Source organism: Streptomyces aureus (genome assembly GCF_000725495.1).
GTDB classification, from domain to species: domain Bacteria; phylum Actinomycetota; class Actinomycetes; order Streptomycetales; family Streptomycetaceae; genus Streptomyces; species Streptomyces aureus_B.
On sequence record NZ_KL647039.1, the window covers coordinates 407,025 to 422,485 of the forward strand.

14 protein-coding genes are annotated in these 15,461 nt (G+C 69.8%); 6 read left to right on the top strand and 8 right to left on the bottom strand.

Annotation, left to right across the window (positions count from 1 at the left end):
- Positions 1-12 precede the first annotated feature (12 nt).
- The 3 genes from IO36_RS38120 to IO36_RS38130 form a co-directional block, all read right to left on the bottom strand.
- Positions 13-597 (bottom strand): hypothetical protein, encoded by a 585-nt coding sequence (locus tag IO36_RS38120; protein WP_245173630.1) that lies wholly within the window; start codon positions 595-597, stop codon positions 13-15.
- Positions 598-608: 11 nt separating this feature from the next.
- A complete protein-coding gene (locus IO36_RS49075; RefSeq protein ID WP_051901243.1) occupies positions 609-5,189 on the bottom strand; it encodes a DUF6531 domain-containing protein in 4,581 nt (1,526 codons plus the stop codon).
- A gap of 94 nt (positions 5,190-5,283) precedes the next feature.
- The gene (locus IO36_RS38130; RefSeq protein WP_037627231.1) at positions 5,284-5,934 is read right to left on the bottom strand and encodes a hypothetical protein; all 651 of its coding nucleotides are present in this window, start codon (positions 5,932-5,934) and stop codon (positions 5,284-5,286) included.
- Between the two features lie 421 nt (positions 5,935-6,355).
- On the opposite strand from IO36_RS38130, the gene IO36_RS38135 reads away from it, so the two are divergent.
- The 6 genes from IO36_RS38135 to IO36_RS38160 all read left to right on the top strand — a co-directional run bounded on the left by IO36_RS38135 (position 6,356) and on the right by IO36_RS38160 (position 11,406).
- Positions 6,356-6,970 (top strand): hypothetical protein, encoded by a 615-nt coding sequence (locus IO36_RS38135; protein WP_245173631.1) that lies wholly within the window; start codon positions 6,356-6,358, stop codon positions 6,968-6,970.
- Positions 6,958-8,001 (top strand): hypothetical protein, encoded by a 1,044-nt coding sequence (locus IO36_RS38140; RefSeq protein ID WP_037627233.1) that lies wholly within the window; start codon positions 6,958-6,960, stop codon positions 7,999-8,001. Before IO36_RS38135 ends, IO36_RS38140 begins: the two co-directional genes overlap by 13 nt.
- A 51-nt stretch (positions 8,002-8,052) precedes the next feature.
- Positions 8,053-8,355 (top strand): hypothetical protein, encoded by a 303-nt coding sequence (locus tag IO36_RS38145; protein WP_037627235.1) that lies wholly within the window; start codon positions 8,053-8,055, stop codon positions 8,353-8,355.
- 1 nt (position 8,356) lies between these two features.
- Positions 8,357-9,640 (top strand): membrane protein, encoded by a 1,284-nt coding sequence (locus IO36_RS38150; protein WP_037627237.1) that lies wholly within the window; start codon positions 8,357-8,359, stop codon positions 9,638-9,640.
- Between the two features lie 316 nt (positions 9,641-9,956).
- On the top strand, positions 9,957-10,631 hold the full coding sequence (locus IO36_RS38155; RefSeq protein ID WP_245173632.1) for a hypothetical protein: 675 nt from the start codon (positions 9,957-9,959) through the stop codon (positions 10,629-10,631).
- 43 nt (positions 10,632-10,674) lie between these two features.
- Positions 10,675-11,406 (top strand): hypothetical protein, encoded by a 732-nt coding sequence (locus IO36_RS38160; protein WP_245173633.1) that lies wholly within the window; start codon positions 10,675-10,677, stop codon positions 11,404-11,406.
- 4 nt (positions 11,407-11,410) lie between these two features.
- Here the strand turns inward: IO36_RS38160 and IO36_RS38165 are convergent, their stop codons facing one another.
- From IO36_RS38165 to IO36_RS38185, 5 genes are all read right to left on the bottom strand, one after another.
- Entirely contained in the window at positions 11,411-12,010 is a 600-nt protein-coding gene (locus IO36_RS38165; RefSeq protein ID WP_037627241.1) for a hypothetical protein, read from the bottom strand.
- Positions 12,010-12,618, bottom strand: coding sequence for a hypothetical protein (locus tag IO36_RS38170; RefSeq protein WP_063764946.1), 609 nt, complete (start codon positions 12,616-12,618; stop codon positions 12,010-12,012). The genes IO36_RS38165 and IO36_RS38170 overlap by 1 nt, the downstream gene beginning before the upstream one ends.
- Before the next feature lie 104 nt (positions 12,619-12,722).
- Positions 12,723-13,550, bottom strand: a complete 828-nt coding sequence (locus IO36_RS38175; RefSeq protein WP_037627243.1) for a hypothetical protein — start codon at positions 13,548-13,550, stop codon at positions 12,723-12,725.
- Between the two features lie 69 nt (positions 13,551-13,619).
- Complete coding sequence (locus IO36_RS43565) at positions 13,620-15,023, bottom strand: hypothetical protein (protein ID WP_051901246.1); 1,404 nt, start codon at positions 15,021-15,023, stop codon at positions 13,620-13,622.
- Complete coding sequence (locus IO36_RS38185) at positions 15,020-15,334, bottom strand: hypothetical protein (RefSeq protein ID WP_158997734.1); 315 nt, start codon at positions 15,332-15,334, stop codon at positions 15,020-15,022. Before IO36_RS38185 ends, IO36_RS43565 begins: the two co-directional genes overlap by 4 nt.
- Between the last annotated feature and the right edge of the window lie 127 nt (positions 15,335-15,461).

Genomic DNA, 15,461 nt, shown 5'->3' on the forward strand with positions numbered 1-15,461 from the left:
TCCCGTCCGGACTCAGAACCCCCACGGGCCGGGATGAGGCCTGACACCCGGGTCCTCGGACCAGACCAGGCGGGCCTCCAGGTCGTCTCCGAGGAGCTCGGTCAGACGGTTGACCGCCCAGGCGTTCCACTGCACGGCGACAGGGAACTGCGGCACGCGGAAGGAGGGCAGGGCCAGCGGGAGGGCGTCCGGGCGGAAGACGGTCTTCTGCATCTCGCCGGTCGCCTTCTTCGGCTGCGACGAGGCGCGGGTGTCCACGCAGTCGACGACCTGGTCCACGAGGTGGAGCAGGTAGGCGTCCGCGGGCGCCCCTTCGACGCGGACCGGAAGCAGGCCGCCCGACTTCTCCAGATCCTCCCGCAGCCGGTCCGCGAGCGGGCCGGCGAGGATCGGAGCGCCGGGATAGTCGGACGCGAACTCGGCCTTGCGGGCCTTCGGATCACCCGTCCACTCCGCCGCGAACGCGGTGGGCCGCGGCGCCCGGTCGCCCTGGAACTGCCAGCGCTTGAGATCGATGAGCGAGTCGTCCAGACGCAGGGTGCGCAGATTCCGGGCGCTCGGCATGAGCCGGTACACGGCCAGGGGTTCGGAGTTCATGGAGGACATCATCACGCCGTCCAGTAGGCGGTGCTCGGCACCGAGGTGGTGACGCCGGACAGCTCGGACTCGATCTGCCGGCCGATACTGCGCAGTTCCCTCCGAAGCGTCGTGCGGATGGCGCGGTCCCCGAAGCCCCGGGCGACGCGGTCCGCGACGACGTTGTGCAGATGGGCGTCGAGGCGGCCGAGGAAACGGTTGCTGTGCGTGAAGTTGTGCGGCCTCGGATGCCCCAGCGGGATGCCGTTCGCAGCGTCGTTGATGTCGACCTTGTACTTGGCCAGGAGTCCCCTCATCCGCGGGCCGCCGCCGCGCGAGAACCCGGAGGGGACGATGTGGGCGGCCGCCTGGCCGGGTCCCACCGCGCGGCCCTCCTTCGCCATGTTCTCGCCGAGGATCTTGGAGCACTGCTTCAGGCCGAGATAGTCGGACCACAGCAGCGGGTTGACGACGTAGCGGCGCGGGTTGGGCCCGGCGTCCATGCCCAGCGGATCGGGGCTGAGGTAGACGGCCGACGCCGGGTCGTAGTGCCGGAAGCAGTTGTGGTGCAGCCCCGTCTCGGCGTCGTGGTACTGGCCGGGGAAGCGCAGCGGGGTGGACGCGCCGGAGCCCGGCACCGCGCGTGACCCCTGATCGGAACGGGTTCCCAGCCCCCACAGTGTGGTGTCGCCGCGCCAGACGATCACGCCGGACTCGTCGACGAGTTCGGTCGGGGTGCCGACCAGGTCCGTGACGATGGCGAAGAACCGTTCGTCCATGACGTCCTGGGGCGCGCCGGCCTGGGTCGTGCGCTCCGTCTGGGTCAGAGGGCGGGTGTCGTCGCGCTCCCAGGTGAGCGTCGTCTCGAGGTCGGCTCCCCCGTCCGTGCCGGCCACCCGGCCGGTCTGCTCGACGAGGTGTGGGCCGTCCCACACGAAACGCGTCTCCTCGGCGACCGTGACCCCGTCCGCCGCGAGGCGCCGCTTGGCCACGCGGCGGCCGAGCGCGTCGTGGAGGTAGCACCACCGTGTGCCGTCCGGCGTGGTGACGCCGACGAGCCGGTCCTCGGCGTCCCAGGAGTAGCGCCAGATGTCCGGCTTCCGCGACAGCCTGGTGCGGCGGCGCAGGACGACACGGCCGGCGTCGTCGTACTCGTAGTGGACGGAACCGGCACCGACGAGTCGGTTGCCGGCGTAGGCGCGCGCGCCCCGCGCCTCGGGTTGGTCGCGGTCCGCCGGCCAGTCCGCGCCGGTCACGTTGCCCGTCCCGTCGTAGGCGTACGACTCGGTCCAGCCGGCGGCGCGCACCGCGGTGACCTGGCCCAGGACGTCGAGGTCGAAGGTGCGCCGGCCGGCGGCCGGGTCGTCGATCCCGGTCAGGTTCCCGTCCGCGCGGTAGGTGTACGTCCGGCGGGCCGGAGGACGGGAGGAGCGGATGTCCTCCAGCGTCTGGGAGCCGAGGCGGTCCCCGGTGTCCCAGGCGAAACCGAGGGTGAGGCCGTGCCCGAACGCCCGGGCCGTCTCACGTCCCGCGGCGTCGTAGGAGGAGGTGAGCACGTGACCCGCGGTGCTGAGCGCCGTGCGGTTCCCCGCGGCGTCGTAGGTGTACGTGGTGGTGGCACCGGCCGGTGTGACACGGCGGACCGGCCGCCCCGCGGCGTCGTACGACGTGGCGAGCTCGCGTCCGTCCACCGCTTCTCCGGCGATGCGCCCGGCCCCGTCGTAGCGGAGCGTCAGGGTGGCGTCGGGGCCCTCGGCCCGCAGGAGACGGCCCCCGGGCGTGTGCGTGAACACCGTGGTCCGGCCGTCCACGGTCTTCTCGACCTGGTTGCCCACCGCGTCGTAGGCGAAGGCGGTGCTCTGCCCCAGCGGGTTCGTCCGGCCGGTGAGCCGGCGCGCGGCGTCGTAGGCGTAGCGGACGGTCCGCCCGTCGAAGTCGGTCTCGGACGTCGGGCTGCCCACCGCGTCGTAGGTGTAGTCCCAGGTCAGGCCCCTCGGATCGGTGACCTGGCAGAGGCGCAGCTCGCTGTCGTGGCGGAAGGCGTACCGCGCGCCGTCCGGTGTCGTGCGGGCGGTCAGCAGGTCGAAGGCCCCGTACTCGAACCGGGTGACCCGGCCCAGGGCGTCGGTGTGCGTGAGCCGGTTCCCCTCGCCGTCGTACGTCCACGCCTCGGTCGATCCGTCCGGGCCCGTCCGGGCGGCGAGATGTCCCTCCACGGTCCATTCCTGGCGGGTCACCTCCCCGACCGGGTCGACGACGGCGGTGACCCGCCCGGAGGCGTCGTATCCGAACCGGGTCTCCGCCCCCAGGGCGTCGGTCGCGGAAACGATCTGTCCCGCGGGGTTGTTGACGAACCGCTGGACGGCGCCGAGCGGATCGGTCACGGAGGTGACGGCACCGGTCCGGTCCCGGGTGAACTCCGTGGTCGTCCCGTCGGTGTCGGTCAGTGACGTGCAGTTGCCCCGCTCGTCCCACTCCTGACGTACGACCGTGCCGTCGTATCCCGTGAGCTCGACGGGCAGGCCCTGCGCGTTGTACCGGGCCGCGGACACCGTGCCGTCGGGGAGCACCACTTCGGTGAGCCGGCCGAGCTCGTCCCACTCCATCCGCGTGACCTGTCCCAACCGGTCGGTGCGGGAGGTCGGTTGATCCCGCCGGTTCCATTCGTGGAACTCGGTGTGGCCCAGCGCGTCCGTCTCGGCGATCAACTGGTACGCGTCGTTGAACTGATAGACGGTGGTGTGCCCCAGGGAACTGACGGCGCGGGTCAGGTGCCTCTCGTCGTCGTAGTCGAAGGTGTAGTCGAGGATTCCGTGCACACCGTTGACGGCGACACAGCGGCCCGGCTCGTCGTACGTGTACCGGTACCAGGCTCCGTTGCGGTCCTCCCAGCCGGTGAGACGGCCGCGGTCGTCGTAGACGAGCTTCAGAGGCCGGCCCGAGGAGTTGCGGACCTCGGTGAGACGCCCGTGCTTGTCGTAGCCGTACGTCATCAGGGTCGGCCGCGCGGGGTCGCTGAGCAGGGTGAGGTTCACGACCCGCCCCGACTCGCAGGTGACGCCGATGCGGTAGCCGCCCTGGTGGACGATCTCGGCCGGGCTGCCGTCGGCGGCGTACTCGACGGTGATCGTGTTGTCGTTCCGGTCGCCGATCGCGGCGAGGGGCAGTTCCCGCGGCGGCCGGCCCTCCCGGGGCCGGAAGCTCAGGGTGCCGCCCGTCTCCGGCCGGCTCACCGTGAGGGTCCCCCCGGGGCCGCCGTCCCAGCTCAGCGGCCAGTGCGGACCCTCCACGGGCAGGACGGGCACGTCCGGTTCGGGCACGGGGTAGGTGAGGACCATGCCGTCCGCGGCGAAGAACCGTACGCCCGTGGCGTCGAGGACCAGCCGCTGGTCGAGCGTGGAGGTCCAGGCCCGCCCGAAGTGACGGCCGCCGGTCAGACCGGTGCGGTGGTGGCGCTCCAGCACCAGGGGCAGTACACCGTCCAGAGACACGTCCGTCTCGGACATCACCATCTGGCCCGTCGCCATGTCGATGGGATCTCCGCAGGTGAAGAGCTTCTTCATCGGACGGCCGAGGGAGCGTGCGCTCTTGCCGAACCCCTTGGCCCCCAACGCCAGGCCCTTGAGACCGGTCTTGCCGAAGGCCTTGAGGCCCTTGAGTCCCTTGGCGAGTCCGCCGAGGGTGGTGAGCCCCTTCATCCCGGGTATGCAGTCCAGCGCCGCGAAGGCCACATCCCACAGGGAGGCTTGGCCCTTCGCGTATTTGTTGAGCGTGTCGGCGAGCACCACCAGCGCGGCGACCAGCACGATCGCGCCGAGGATCGGCCCCCCGATGATCATCGCGATGATCCCCACCACCGCCACGACCACCTTGCACACCGTGACGATCGTGTCCCAGTTGTCGGAGAACCAGTCCCCGACCTCCTCCCACCACTTCCGGTTGTGGATCCCCGCGTCCGACGCCTCGTCGATCTTCGACTTCGCGTCCCGCGCCGCCTCCTCCCGCATCCTGCGGGCGTCCTCGGCCATCTTCTTCGCCGCGTCCAGCGCACTGTTCGCGTTCGTCACGTCCGACTGCGCGCTCGTCTGCGCGGACTTGGCGTGCTGGGCATCCCGCGTCGCGGCACGGACCTTCGACTCGTCCGGCTTCTCCGCGTCCTTGCCGCCCGTCGGATCGTCCTTGTACTTGTCCGCTTCCTTGGTCGCCCGCGTCACCCACGAATCCGCCGACGACAAACGGGACTTGGCGGAGCCGAGATCCGCCTGCGCCTCCCGCCCCTTGGCGAGGGCCTTGTCGGCCAGCGCCTGCGCCCGCTCCAGCTTCGGCCAGTAGTCCCCGAGCGCGTCCCCCGCCATCTCGTACGACTTCTTCAGCTTCTTCAGCTGCTTCGGCACATCCGAGAACTCGTCCTGGAACGCCTTCGCCGACTTCCCCGCCCAGGCGAGAACAGCGTCCTCACCCGCCATCCCCTTGATCAGCCGCAAGGCGTCCGACACGTCATCGGCGAAGTCGAGCAGATCCTTCGAGAGCTTGCGCACCCGGTCCGGATCACCCGGCGTCGGGTCTTTGTCCAGCTCCAGGACATGCCAGTCACCCGGCCGATTCCCCGCCATGCCGCAACCCCCGTCACGTCCGTCTCAACAACAACCGTACGCATGAGCGAAGTTACTGGACCGGCGCGAAGTGAGAAAGGAAAGGGCCGCGGGTCTAGGACCGCGCGAAGCGGAACGTGGAGGTGACGGCGTCGAAGACGTCGAAGAAGGAGTCGGCGAGATCGAGCACCTGACTGCTGCCCGCTACCAGGGCGACCTTGCCCTCCTGGCCGGGCACGGGGATGAACGTCTGCATCAGCACGGCGCGGATCGTGCGCCCGAGGCTGTCGTCGGGGACGGGGATGTCCTCGATGCCGTACGTCCGGGCGGCGGGACCTACGCCGGGTATCTCGACGGTGGTGACCTTCCGCCAGGCGTCGCCCTCCTTCTTCGCCTCCCGCACGGCGAGTTGGCCCGCCATGACCTGAGGGTCGGTGGACAGGGGCTCACCCGCGCGCGTACGTCCGCCGACGATGGAGACGGTGACCGAGCCGGTGATCGGGGTGTCGCCGCCGAAGGACTCGGCCATGCAGCCGCAGTAGAGGGCACCCGAGTTCCAGGCGTCCGCCGCCGCTCTACGGAGGAAGCCGACGTAGGTGTCGCGGTACGGCGCCAACTCGGGCCTCTGCCGGATCCGTTCGCTCACCATCCGCCGGATGGAGTCGTCCCGGGACTCGGGCCGCACGTCGAACTCCCACCACGACTCCGGCACCTTGATCCGGAAACCGCCGCGCTCGACGGTGAGGGTTTCGATGTAGCGGTCCATGGCGCCCCCGGGTGCGTCGTTGATCCTCTGCCTTGTGTGCGAACCGGCCCCGTGTGTTCGACCCGTTCGGCTCGGGCCAGCGTACGAGGTGCGGCGGACGCGGGGACGACACCCCGGAGACGAGGAGCTCCACCCGCGCGGCACCTCATGTGAAGGTGTCGAACGCAAACGCCGCGCGAGATGTGGAAGCGGGCCCGACGCCGCACGGGCCGATGTGTCCCGGAACACCATCAGGCCACCGCGGAACGCCACTTCACCCCGGAACACCCCCGTATGCCCACGTCCAGCTCGGGGTTTCCGCCTGGCGAAACCAAGAGCCCCATGGATACCGTCATTGCCCTTGACCGACTTCGCCCAACCGATGTCCCCCGGGGAGTCCCTTGTGAAGCGCCGCTCTTTGCCCGTTGCTACCGCGTTCGCTGTGACAACAGCCTTGCTGCTGACGGCTTGTGGCGGTGGGGGCGACAGCACAAAGGGCAACGACAAGATCCCCGGCGCCGACACCGGCACCGCGGCTCCGGCCTCTCCCGGCCCGAGCGCATCGACGGACGTGAAGCGCCCGGACATCACTCTTCCGAGCGATCTCAGCGACAGCTTCGAGAACTGGAAGACCGGGGACACCACGAAGGACGCGGTTCTCGCCGACGTTCAGCGGAGAGTCGATGCGACGAACTACGCCATCGCCGAAGGTGATGCCGAACTGCCTGCCCTCGGCTTCTACTACCGCGGCACCGCACTGGCCGACGCCGGGGACTGGGTCACGTCCATCGTGAAGAACGGCTACTCGATCACGGGCGTCAACCGCTATTACAACCCCAAGATCGACCTCTTCGACTCCACCTCTGCGGGCGTCGTGTACTGCGAGGACCAGTCCAAGGCCTTCGCGAAGGAGCGGAAGTCGAGCAAGGTCCTCAAGACGGCCGTGACGGACAAGTCGTACGTTCTCTATACGACGCGACTCGAGAAGAACGACAAGGGCGTCTGGCAGACGACGAAGCTCGCTTCGCAGCGGGGGCACAAGTCGTGCACCCCGTAGCCGTCCCCGGTCGCGTCGCGGCCGCCGGCGCCCTGGCGGGGGCGCTCGCACTGATTCCCGGAACCGCCCATGCCGACTGGCCGCCGAGCGCGGGCACTCAGGGCAACACCAAGCAGAGCGCCCATTCCGACGCCGGAACCCTTGTCTCACAGGTGACCTACTCCGGCTCGGTCCGTCCTCGGGGCAGTGGCAGCGGCGCGGTTCAGCCGGTGGGTGACTGGACCCCGCCGGCGTGCTGGTACGAGCCGCGGTCTGTGGCCGAGTTCAAGAAGTACGTCGAGACGATGTACGAGGAAACGATCAACACCCCTGGTCAGGCCAACTACGCGAAGACCGCGGTCGGCCAGTTCCGGGACATCTACAAGGACGGCAAGTACAAGGACTACAACGGGGACAAGGCCGACGAGGGGAAATGGTGGGTCGCCGTCCAGAATCCCGACCGTCTCGACGACCCCGCCAGCATGGAATGCGGTGAACTCCCCTTCTGGGTGACGAACAACGACGATCCCGGTGTCCCACAGGCCGTCACGCCCAGGATTCTCGCCGAAGCCGCCTACAACACCATCCAGCTCCCGGAGACCAAGGTCACCCTCGCGCCCCGGGACGTCACCAAGGTCAATCTCCCCACCTGGGCCTGGCTCGACAAGGCGACCTTCAAGGACGTGTCCGTGACGGCGGCGCTCGATGTCGCCGGGCTCCACATCTCGGCGACCACCACCGCGAAGCCCGTCTCGCTCCGGCTGGAACCCGGAACCGGCGACGCCGAGACCTACCCGGCCTCGGGAGAGTGCCGGCTGAACGACGACCACTCGATCGGCACCCCGTACGCCCGGGGCAAGGCCGGACAGACCCCGTCCTGCGGAATCAAGTACCTGCGCTCCTCGGGCGACGGTTCCTACAAACTCCGCGCCACCATCACCTGGGCGGTCACCTGGACCGGCACAGGAGGAGCAGGCGGCACCCTCCCCGACGGGACCTTCGGGACCACCCAGGACATCACCGTGCAGGAGATCCAGGCGGTCAACCGCTGAGGACCGACCCGAAGCCACAGCCCGTCACGAACCCAGGAAGCGGGACCCCGTATGAGTGACCTGCGCCTCGAGGACACGGTCTTCGAGGATCTGAAGAAGACGTTCTCCACGATCAGCGACCGCATGGAAGCCACCCGGCGAGGTCTGCGCGGCGCCGACGCCTCTGCCGTCGGCGAGGTCAAACTGGTCGAGGACGTGCAGGACTTCGCCGACGACTGGGGCTACGGCATCAAGCAGCTCGGGAAGCACGCCGGCGGCGCGGTCAAGATGATCGACAAGATCGCCGATTCCTTCGGCAAGCTCGACCTCGATCTCGCCGAGTCGCTCAAGGCGCCGAAGAAGAAGGGCGCGTGAGGTGACGAAGCGTCCGGCGTTCCCCCACATCGGGTGGGACCCCACTCCCGGGGACGTCGAGGACACCCGGGAGCTCGCCCGGAAGCTCGGGAGCCTGGCGGGCGAGCTGGGAACGGCCCTGAAAGAGCTCGAGCAGATCGAGGCGGGGGCCTGGAAGGGCAAGACCGCGGTCGCCTTCACCGAGTACATCGGTGACGACGTCACGCCTCTGATCCGCAAGAGCCACGATTCCTTCGGCAAGGCATCCCGTGCACTGCACCGGTGGGCCAACGAACTGCACGGCTTCCAGGACGAGGCCGACCGTCTCGAAAAGACGGCCGGGGAGAAGCTCGAGGCCAAGGACAAGGCCGAACAGAAGGCCGAGGGCAAGGGCAGCGAGGACCTGGCCAAGACGTCGAGTGCGGTGAACGAGGTCACCAGCAAGGTCCACGACCTCGAGGACCGCTACCGGCGGGCTGCCGGGCTGATCGGCAAGGAGCTCGACAAGGCGGGGGACATCGCACCGGACGAACCCGACTTCTGGGACAAGCTGGGCCACGGCATCACGGACGCCTGGGACGCCACCGGCCAGTGGATCCAGGATCACGCCGACATGATCAAACTGATCGGCGACCTGCTGAGCGACCTGACGGCAGTTCTGGGACTGCTGGCCATCGTCACGCTCCCCTTCCCCCCTCTGGCGGCGGTCTTCGGTACCGCGGCCCTTCTCGCGAGCGGGCTCGCCCTGGCCGCCCACGGACTGGCCAAGGCCGCCGGCGCCGATGTCGGCTGGATGCAGATCGGAATGGACGCGGTCGGCCTGATGCCGGGAATCGGCATGTTCGGCAAGGGCATCAAGGTGGCCGGGGAAACCGCCGACATCGCCCGGGTCGCGGCAGCCGGAAAGGTCGCCGCGCTGGGTAAGGGATTCCAGGCGACCGACATCGGCAGTTCGCGCATCCTGATGGCCTTCGGCAAGTCCTCGAACGGGCTCGCCGGCGGACTGGGCAAGGCCGGACTGGTCAAGATCGGCGGCATGTCCGACCACGTCTTCGAGGTGTCGCACGGAAGCAGTGGCCTCATGTCCCGCATGGGAGGCCTCTCGAGCGCCGGCTATCACGAGGGCCAGTGGATGGGCTCCAAGGGGCTGAACATGATCCCCGGGGTGAAGATCAACCCGATGGGTGCGGGCATCGCCATCGATGCCGGTCTCAAGATCTTCCCCAAGATCGTCCCCATTCATCAGCACATAGGCGAGGCGCTCTTCCCCGGTGACCAGTTCGAGAAGGCCGCGTCGGGAGGTTGAGCATCGACACGAAGCGGCGAGCAGACGATATGCCTCGGCTCACGAGAGCCGTCGGGCAGGGAAGATGTGTGCGGACATGAACGTCTGGCAGCCCGATCCGGGGGAGACACTCCTCGCCCGCGCCCCAGTCGCCTTCGCCACGGGAGCGGCCACGCCCGTCAGGGGCATGCGGTGGTTCCGGGGCCCCGAACGCCATGACATCCAGGACGAGTTGCCGGGCTGGCCGCAGGGGCCGACGTACAGGGCTCGTTCCGCGGGCGACTCGGCGGCGCGGAGAACCGTCAAGGGGACCGCCCTGGCCGTGGGGGTCGCCGTCATGGGCGTCTTCTCCTCGGCCGGAGGCAACCTCAGCGGCAGCGCCTTCCCCCGCTCCGGCTCCGACGCCCCGGACGACCGGGACAACGAGGTCCGGGACTTCCCCGTCGTGTGGGCCGCACCCGGCACCATCGCCCGCACGCTGCCCTGGCGACTCGACCCCGGACGTTCGGACGGGAAGCTCTACGGCACCCACGCCATCGTCACAGACCGACGACTGGTCGTCGTGGGCTTCCCTTTCCACAAGAAGGATCCGAGGAACATCGACGACCAGCTCCTCTGGGAAGTCCCGCGTTCGGCCGTACGTCGCGTCGAGCGGAAGGATTTCAAGGACGGCAGTGATTTCACCGTCACCTTCATGGATGACTCTTGGTGCAGGCTGAGCAGCATCAGGCGTCAACGCCTGACACGTCATCTGGTCAGCCCGATCGAGCTGTTGTCCAAGGACTCCCTCACCGAGGCGCAGCGATCGGCCGTAGCGACCTACACGTCGAGGATTCAGGCGCCCGATGGCGTTTCCCCTGTGATCAGCCGCCCCCCGGGGGGCCACTACCGAGTCGAGTTCCTGCTTCCGAGCAAGCTCGATGCGTTCTTCGGCGCCTCGGAAACGAACATGCTGATGGATTCGACGGGGCGAGAAGTCCAGCCTGCGGACTACCGCCCGGAAGACCTCTGATGTCCCACTCCCGCTCCTGCCCAGAACGGTCTCGATCTCCTTGGTGACCTCCGACGATGCGGTGCGCGTCGTTCCCCTCACGGCGCCCCACGACGAGCCGCCACCCCTATGGTTCCTGGTTCCCGAGGGCTTCTTCGCGCTTCCCGTCGCCGCGACTCCCGAAGCCCGGACGGAGCGTGCCCACGCTTTCGTACGCGAGCTCTACTCACGTGGTGACGACGAGGTCTGGGGCCCGGCGGCCCCGTACTACGCGGGAATCGCCGAACTCATGGCGAAGAGCGGAATCTCGTACGCGGCGATGGGGCTGTTCTCCACGGTCTCCGACGGGGCCGAGCCCGACGGGGCGGCCGCCCGGCACGAGCTCGCGGAGGGCGCAGCCCAGTGCTCCTTCACCGTGGCGGCCATCCCGACCGACCAGACCGCGAGCGACACCGACGTGGTCGCCCAGGGCATTCTGGCCATCCTCTCGGGCGACCCGTACAACGACGCCCGCTGGCTCGAACTGCCCTGCGGTCCCGCGGTGTCCTGCGTCACGCTGCGCCAGTACACGCTCGGTCCGGAGGCAACGGCGGCGGACGGCACGTCGGATCTCATGACCGGACAGATCCAGGTACACGTCCCCTTCCCGACCGGACCTTTCACCGCCGTGTTCACCCTCTTCACGGCCTCCATGGACTACTGGGCCGAATTCTGCGACCTCCTCGTGGCCGTTCTGCGGACCGTTTCCTTCGTCGACCCCGTCGGGGACACCGGGCCGACGGCTGGACCGGGCTGAGCAATCAGCCGGTGGGTCTCACCGTGATCGTCTGCGCCAGGCTGTCCGTCAGTGCGCACAGGGCGTCGGTGTGGGCGAGGGCGCGCCAGGAGGTGAGCAGGACCAGGCCCCACTTCTCGTCCGGGCAGATGCCGTAGGCGCAGGTCTCCAGGATCGTGCCCGTCCCGTCGCGGTCCGGCTCCTGGACGTACGCGTGCCGGACCCGGACGGCCGGTCCGGCCGGCACCGCACGCCGCTCGGCCTCGGGCGGACGGAACGAGCGGTCCGTCGGCATGGCCAGATAGCGGTGGAGCAGCTCGACGGTGACGGCCGGATACGTGTCGTCGGCGACCAGCGGGGACAGCTCGACGCGGGCCAGCTCCCCGAGCGTCGGCTCGGGAACGTACGAGAGCGCGACGATCGGGCCACGGCTGCGCGCGTCGGCCGCCGCTTCACCCAGTTCGACGGCGAGCGCCTCGGCCAGCCGCGCGTCGGCGCCCGCTCCCAGGCGGCGCCGGGCCGCGTCCAGCGCCCAGACGTCCAGATCGACGGGGCCGCGCACGGGGAGGGAGACGGCGTCGTCGGGCGCCTGCATGAGGACGGTGGAATCGGAGTACGCGGGCATCAGGCCATCCACTGGAGTGTGCGGGCGATCGAGTCGAAGAGCGTCACCAGCGCGTCCGCCAGCGGCTCCATGGGGGTGGAGAAGGAGAGCAGCAGACGCAGGTCGCTGTTCGGGACGGCGAGGTGGACGTCCAGGTGGGTGACGGTGAGCCTGTTGCCGTCCGGGTCGTCGGGTGCCGGCCGACGGCGGTGGAGGTGGCGTACGGCCGGACCGGCGGGCAGCTCGACGGTGTTGACGTCGGCGCCGCTCGCGGCGAGCGCCACGGCGGTGTCGGCCAGGCCCCCGGGGGTGGTCCCGGGCGGCGGACGCAGCAGGGTCACGACCAGTCCGGCGGACACCGGAACCTGCCCGATGACCTGGTTGACGAGGTACATCTCCACCCCGCCGTTCGCGTGCGCGGCCTCGGCCTGGTCCCGGATCCGTTCCGCCAGCGCCGCTTTGAGCTGCGGTGTCGCCCTCGTTCCGCGCAGCCCTCGCTGGACGAGTTTGTCGATGCGATGGGGCCAGCGTTCCGGGTCGAGGACGACCCGTTCCCAGCCTTCGGGGGCGGCGAGCCGGTAGTCGGAGGGCGGCGCGAGGACAGGCGCCGGTCCCGGTCCCGGTCCCATCTCCGCCCCCACCCCAGTCTCAGTCCCGGCCCCTGCACCTGCCCCAGCCCGGACGATTTCGCCCACCCCCCGCTGAGCCGCCGTGCCGTTGTCCGACCGTCCCGTCATTCCGTTCGTCCTCCCGTTCGCTCTCCGCCGGGCTCTCCGCCGGGCTCACCGCTCCGCCGTGCACGTCCCAGCACCACGGCGCACGCCGGAGCGAGGATCAGAACAGCGGCGGCGCCCAGGGCGACGACCGCGCCCGCCGTGCCTCCGATCTCGGACCTGGTCCCGAGGAAGGGCCGGTAGTGGCCCGCCGGATCGACGACGGCGATGTCCCTGAGGCCGGCCCGGTCGGCGCAGTTCTCCCTGTTGCCGAGCACCTGCCGGACGGAACCGTCCTGGAGCCGGACCCTGCAGTACGTCTCCCGGGTGCCGTGCGTCCACTGATGGAGCGGTCGGACGATCGTCACCGGCTGCTCGGCGCCTCGTAGCCGCAGGTACCACTGCTGGGTGCCGAAGGAGCCGGCGGCGACCAGGACGGCGTACGCCGCCACCGTGATCCACCGCAGGACGAGGCCTCCGCGCGACGCGCGCGTCCTGAGGGCCGCGAAGAGGACGCCCAGTCCGCAGACCACGCCCACCAGCAGCGCGGTCTCTCCCAGGACGAGAGTGGAGGCCTCGGTGAGGACCACCCCGGCGAGGGCCGACAGGAACAGCACCACCCACGGCCGTACGGCGGTCCGCTGCGCCGGTCCCTCGTCGTCACCGGGGCGACGCGGCCGCGAGGCGCTGGTGAACTCGGAGAGCACCGCGCGCACCTTCGGCATTCCGCCGTCGCCGGCGGCCATGCGGCGCAGTTCCGGCAGGCCCGTGCCGATCTGTTCCAGCGTGCGGCGCCCGTCCTCCGGCAGCCGCGCGAACAGGTCGTCGACCGACTCCTCTTCGTTCACCACTCGATCCTCGGTTCTGCGTGGCGGCCCGCGCCCGCCCTGTCCTCGGGTCTGCCGCCTTCGCCGGTCTCACCCACTCGCGTGCCACGTCCAGTTGTAGAACGGGATGCCGCCGGCGCCGATCCCGGGAATCTCCTTCAGCCCGCTCAGGAGGTTGGGGCCGGTGGCCTTCGACTCGCCTTCGCCGACCGGCGCCAGGTTGGACCAGCCGAGTGCGAGGGGCAGGGTCTGGCTGCCGATGTAGAGGGCCTTGCCGAGTCCCGCCATGGTCTTGAACGACGAACCGGAGATCTGCGCCAGCTTGGGGGCTCCCTCGGTGAGCAGGCTTGCCTCCTTGGGCAGTTGACCTGCGGCCACCCGGATGTCGTCCACGTACGCCTTGACGTCCAGCGATTCCTTGACGACCGACCGCATACGGGGCAGGAGCTCGGCCGGTCCCTCGGCCAGCGCCTTGCCGATCTGGCCGGGCTTCACCCCGTTGAGGGCTTCGGCGAGGCCTCGGGCCGCCGCCGGGTTCAGTCCGGCCTCCCGTGCCAGGCCCACGTCCTTGAGGGCGGAGGACCCGCGGGCGGCCACGGCGGCCTCCTTGGCCGTGGTGCCGAGCAGACGGCCGGCGCCGAAGGACAGGACGCCGATCGCGTCGATGGCGACGTCCAGCCACGTGCCCTTGCCGTCGAGCGCGGAAACGGTGTCGCAGACCAGCGCCACGACCGAGGCGATCAGGGCCAGGGCGGCGAGCACCTCTCCTAGTACCGGTACCCAGCTCAGGACCAGGGCCAGTACGCCGAGGACGGCCGCCGCGACTCCGGCCCAGTGCCCGATGTCCGCGACCCAGTCCTTCCAGTTGTCCCACCAGTGGTGCTGGGGATCCTTCAGGCCGTCGTGCTCGACGGCGTCGTGGATGGCCGCCTTGGCGTATCCGGCCTGGGCGTCGCGGTAGGACAGGGCCCGTCGAAGGTCGGCCCTGGCGCTGTCCAGGTCCGCGTCGGCGCAGTCCTTCTGCTTGTCCAGCTTGTGCTTGTCGGGGTGTTCGTCGGGTCCCGGGTGCTGGTCGAGCTGCTTCTGGCAGTGGCTGCGGTCCGCATCGGCGGTCTTGGCCCTGGTCAGGGCGGCCCGGACGAGGTTCTGGGCGTGATCGAGCGCGGTGGCCCAGTCCGTGTGCCCGTGTTCGTCGGCGGGGGCGCTGCCCACCGTGGTGCCCAGGGCTTCGGCTGCGGCCGCGTACCGCTGGTGGGACTTGGTGAGGAGTCCGACCGTGTCACCGGTCTTCTTCTGGAACTCACGGCCGGCGTCGGAGTCCCATCCGTTGCCGTCGACCAAATTGTGCAGTTTGGCGGCCTGTTCCTGGATCAGGGCGGCGGTGTCGGCGATGCGTTTGCCGAGCCGGGCGACCTCGTAGGGGTCACCCGGGGTGAACTCCTTGTCGTCGTAGCGCGCGGTCTGCCAGTCGACACCGGGGAAGTCGTCGCTCACTTGCCCTCGCCGCCCTTGCCCGCCTGGGACTTGAGCAGCGCGTCGGCGAGATGCTGGTCCAGGCCGTCGTAGGCCTTGGCGGCCTCTTCCGCGGTCCGGCCGAGGAACTCCAGGCCGTCGCAGAGCTGTTTGCGCTTCTTCTTCCAGTCGTCGGCGAAGGCGTCGAGGGCTTCGGCGACCTCTCCCGATCCCATCTCGGCGTCGTAGGAGTCGACGAGGTCCTTGGCGTGTTCGAAGTGGCCCTTCAGTTTCGCGACGGAGCGGCCTATCTCCCGCAGTTCCGTCGTCGACACCGCTATGTGATCCGCCACTGGCACCCCCGTGCGCCCGCTGCCGGCGGCCGTCCCGACCGCCTCTTCCGGCCCACCGGTCCCACGGCAGCCGTCCTCCACCCTCGTGCACCCGTTTTCGGACGGGCAACCAATGGAGAGCAAAGGC